Here is a 4,193-nt window from a genome sequence, read left to right as displayed (position 1 = left end):
TCTGCGACGTGGCAAACAGGTGCATCGCGACCGAACAAGCGCACGGCGATCCATATGCCTTCCATGAGTAGGAAGATGTCCCTTGCCGCACGATCCGCGTCTGCCAGTTTCTCTTGCAACGCATAGGCCTTATAGCGGTCAAGCGTCGCATCCTTGGCCCGCCGCGCGGCTTGATGAACGACATCGGAGGGGTCAGGGAATTCGCTGGCTCCGACCTGAAATGTGCAGCCAAAACAGGAATCTTCACTGGCACGCCTGATCGCTGCCTCCACAATCGCAACCAGCGGGTCAGGTCGACCAGAAATGGCCTCTGCCTCCCACTGCATGCTGTAATGGGCTGCCTGATCCAGCAGGGCTACAATCAGCTCATCTTTTGATCTGAAGTGATTATAGAACGACTGCTTGGCGACACCGGCCTCGGCGATGATGCGGTCGATGCCGATGGCGCGAAAGCTATGTTCATAGAAGAGTTTCCAGGCGACCTTAAGAATACGATCACGTGGCGAGGTGAGGACGGCAGTAGAAGACATAACAGGCTCTTTTGGTCCACGAATGACAGCGACATTTCAGCTTGACGAATCTTTAGACAGACCTGTCTAATCAAAGCACCAGCAATAGACCGTTGCATAAGAAGCCTGCCTTCAGCAACATCGCAGTGCGCAGAACCACGCGCCCCTGCTGATCAACGTCCAAGCCAGAAAGGGCCGATGATGACCAGTTTTACCTTGAACGGACAAACCCAACAGATTGATGCCGATCCCGACATGCCCCTGCTCTGGGCGATCAGGGATATAGCGGGGCTGACAGGCACCAAGTTCGGGTGTGGGCAGGCGCTTTGCGGGGCGTGCACAGTGATGATTGACGGTGTGCCGAGCCGATCGTGCCAGACGCCGCTTTCGTCGGTCGAAGGGCTGCAGGTAACGACGATCGAAGGCATGACGGGCCGCGCGACCGAAGTGGTCCAACAGGTGTGGACGGCGCTGGACGTGCCGCAATGCGGTTACTGCCAGTCCGGGCAGGTGATTGCCGCCGTGGACCTTCTGACCAATAACAAGGCCCCGACGGATGCCGATATCGACAGTGCGATGTCCGGCAACCTGTGCCGCTGCAACACCTATCACCGCATTCGTGGCGCGATCCACGAAGCCGCAAAACTGCTGGAGGCGTGATCCGATGCTGCCCAATATGTTGAACCACGTTCTGAACCCCGCAACCACAATACCCGCCACCCGCCGCGGATTTCTGATGGCTGTGACGGCAGTTGTGGGCGGCTTTATGGTCGGGTTCCGCCCTGCCCATGCGCAGGACCTGCCGGGCTTTGTAACCCCGCCGCCCGTCGATCAGCCAGTGATGCCCTACCTCAGGATCAACGCCGACAATACCGTCACAGCGATTTCGGCGCAATTCGATATGGGTCAGGGGATTTACAGCGGTATTGCGACCCTGATTGCTGAGGAACTCGATGCTGACTATGCCCAGATGCGCGCTGAGGGCGGTTATGGCGAAGCCTATGGCAACCTGAATTTCGGCGGAGCCTTCCAGATAACAGGCGGATCGACAGGCATGGTATCGTCCTTCCTGCGTTACCGGCAGGCGGGGGCGGCGGCGCGCGCGATGCTGGTGCAGGCGGCAGCCAACCTTTGGGGCGTCGATGCTGGCACGGTGACGGTTGCAACGGGTGTGGTAACATCGGGCAGCAACACGGCAACATTCGGCGAGCTGGCCGAGGCGGCGGCTGCCGTTCCGGTGCCGGCCTCTGTGACGCTGAAGGACAAGTCCGCCTGGACCATGATTGGCAATCCGGCGCATCGGCGCATGGATTCGGTTGAGAAATCAAACGGCCAGCAGCAGTTCACCATTGATGTGAACCTGGATGGCATGCTGACAGCCGTGCCGATCCATCCGCCAATGTTCGGGGCAACTGTGCGGTCCTTCGATGCGGCGGCGGCGAAAGTGGTTCCTGGCGTTGTGGATGTGGTCCAGCATCCGCGCGGCCTTGCCATTGTGGCAGAACACATGTGGGCCGCGCTCAGCGCGCGTGACCTTGTGACGGTTGAATGGGACGACAGCGCTGCGGAAAAGCGTTCAACGGCGGAGATTGAAGAGACCTACCGCGCCGCAATGGCTGCGACGCCAGAGATGAATGTGCGCAATGACGGCGATGTGGAGGTCGCCTTTGCCGGAGCCGCCAAGGTTCTGGAGGCATCCTTCGAGTTTCCGTTTCTTGCCCATGCGGCGCTGGAGCCGCTGAATGCGGTGGCACGCTTCAATGAGGATGGCACGGTCGAGGTCTGGGGCGGCCATCAGGCACCACTTTGGCACCAGATGGCTGCTGCGGAAGTGGCGGGTGTCACGCCCGACAAGGTGATCCTGCATGTGATGAAAACGGGCGGCGGCTTTGGCCGCCGTGCCACGTTTGACAGTGATGTGGTGGTCGAGGCCGTCGCCGTGGCGAAGGCGGTTGGCCGCCCGGTCAAGATGCAATGGACGCGCGAGGATGACATGCGGGGCGGGCGGTACCGCCCTGCCTTCATGCATGCGATGAAGGCTGCACTGGACGCGGACGGCAAACTGGTCGGTTGGCAGAACCACATTGTCGGCCAGTCGATTACCGCAGGCACGGCTTTTGCGACACCTGGCGCGCCCGACAACGCCTCGATTGAAGGCGCTAACAACCTGCCCTATGCCGTGCCGAACATGAAGGTTGATCTGACCAACATGGTCACGGGCGTGCCGGTTCTGTGGTGGCGGGCAGTTGGGTCGACGCATACGGCCTATGCGGTTGAGGCGTTCCTTGATGAGGTGGCTGAGGCTGCAGGGCAGGACCCAATCGCGTTTCGCCTTGCAATGCTGGCGGATCATCCGCGTCATGCTGCTGTCCTGCAAGAGGTTGCCGACAAGTCCGGCTGGGCGACGCCTGCACCCGAAGGGCGGTTCCGGGGCGTGGCCCTTGCCGAAAGTTTCAACACTATCGTCGCACAAGTGGCCGAGATCTCGGTGAACGACGGCGTGATGAGGGTTGAACGCGTGGTCTGCGCCCTCGACTGCGGTATTGCCGTCATGCCGGATCAGATCAAATCCCAGATTGAGGGCGGGATCGGCTTTGGCCTTGGTGCCATTTTGAAGTCACGGATCACCCTTGAAGGCGGGCAGGTTGTCGAGGGCAATTTCGATGGCTATGAGGTGCTGACGATGGAGGAAATGCCGCAGGTCGAGGTGCATATCGTGCCGTCAGACGGCTATCCGACGGGCGTGGGCGAACCGGGCGTGCCCCCGATTGGACCGGCTGTTGCAAATGCGTGGTATGCCGCGACAAAGCGACGGGTGAGGGTGTTGCCGTTCAACGATGCCCGCAACGCATAAACGCTAGTGAAACAACCCGCGGCTCGGCCGCTAGCAGCGTGGTTGAGGCGATGCCTGTGTGGTAGTCCCTTACGAAACCTGGCAGCGTTCTGTTCTGCCGCGCTGGCAGCACCCAACCCTGGCTATCTCCGGTCCATTCCAGTCATTCGAGGGGCGGTTGTTGCCGCAGTGCAGCTTCCCCAGACCGGTCATTCGACTTGATCCGTGCTATCATCGGTCATCAGCACAATGTTGGTGTCGGGCGGGTTTGGCGGACGGAGGAAAAGCCATGTCCGCAATTCATCTTCCCGTCGTTCGTCCAATCGCCCCGGCGTGGAACAAGGGCCGTATCATCGGTCAGAAACGCCCCCTTCAACCAAAGCACGTCTGGGCGATCCGGGTACGTCTTGAGATCGCGGACAACATCCGCGACCTCGCCCTGTTCAACATGGCGATCGACAGCAAACTTCGCGGGTGTGACCTCGTCAGGCTCAAAGTGCGGGATGTCTTCGTCTCTGGCCACATGAAAGAGCGGGCCTCGGTCCTTCAGAGCAAGACCCAACGGCCCGTCCAGTTTGAGATCACGGAACAGACCCGCAAAGCAGTCCAGCGGTGGATCGAAAGCCCGGCGATGTTCGGATGTGACGACCTTTGGCCGAGCAGGTTCCACGACAGCCCGCATCTCTCAACCCGGCAGTATGCGAGAATTCTTCGGGAGTGGGTGACCTCGATTGGGTTGGAGCCGAGCGCTTACGGAACGCACTCGATGCGGCGCACCAAGGCAGCACAGATTTACAAGAAGACCGGCAACCTGCGGGCGGTGCAGCTTCTGCTTGGTCACACCAAGATGG

4 protein-coding genes are annotated in these 4,193 nt (G+C 60.3%); 3 read left to right on the top strand and 1 reads right to left on the bottom strand.

The genetic code is table 11. From position 1 onward, the window contains the following. Positions 1 to 530: TetR/AcrR family transcriptional regulator (locus tag ACRCSW_RS22350; RefSeq protein WP_438707855.1), on the bottom strand; the 530-nt coding region annotated here is incomplete at its 3' end. Between the two features lie 180 nt (positions 531 to 710). Between ACRCSW_RS22350 and ACRCSW_RS22345 the strand changes: the two genes are divergently transcribed. From ACRCSW_RS22345 to ACRCSW_RS22335, 3 genes are all read left to right on the top strand, one after another. After that, on the top strand, positions 711 to 1,169 hold the full coding sequence (locus ACRCSW_RS22345; RefSeq protein WP_438707856.1) for a (2Fe-2S)-binding protein: 459 nt from the start codon (positions 711 to 713) through the stop codon (positions 1,167 to 1,169). Positions 1,170 to 1,173: 4 nt separating this feature from the next. After that, on the top strand, positions 1,174 to 3,363 hold the full coding sequence (locus ACRCSW_RS22340; protein ID WP_438707854.1) for a molybdopterin cofactor-binding domain-containing protein: 2,190 nt from the start codon (positions 1,174 to 1,176) through the stop codon (positions 3,361 to 3,363). 268 nt (positions 3,364 to 3,631) lie between these two features. Continuing rightward, positions 3,632 to 4,193 (top strand): tyrosine-type recombinase/integrase (locus tag ACRCSW_RS22335; RefSeq protein WP_438707853.1); only part of this gene is annotated, 562 nt, incomplete at its 3' end.

The sequence above is a fragment of the Tabrizicola sp. genome (assembly GCF_051645465.1).
Classification (GTDB): Bacteria; Pseudomonadota; Alphaproteobacteria; order Rhodobacterales; family Rhodobacteraceae; genus Tabrizicola.
Note: the sequence above shows the minus strand (reverse complement) of the source record. Positions and strands in the feature narration are given on the sequence as shown.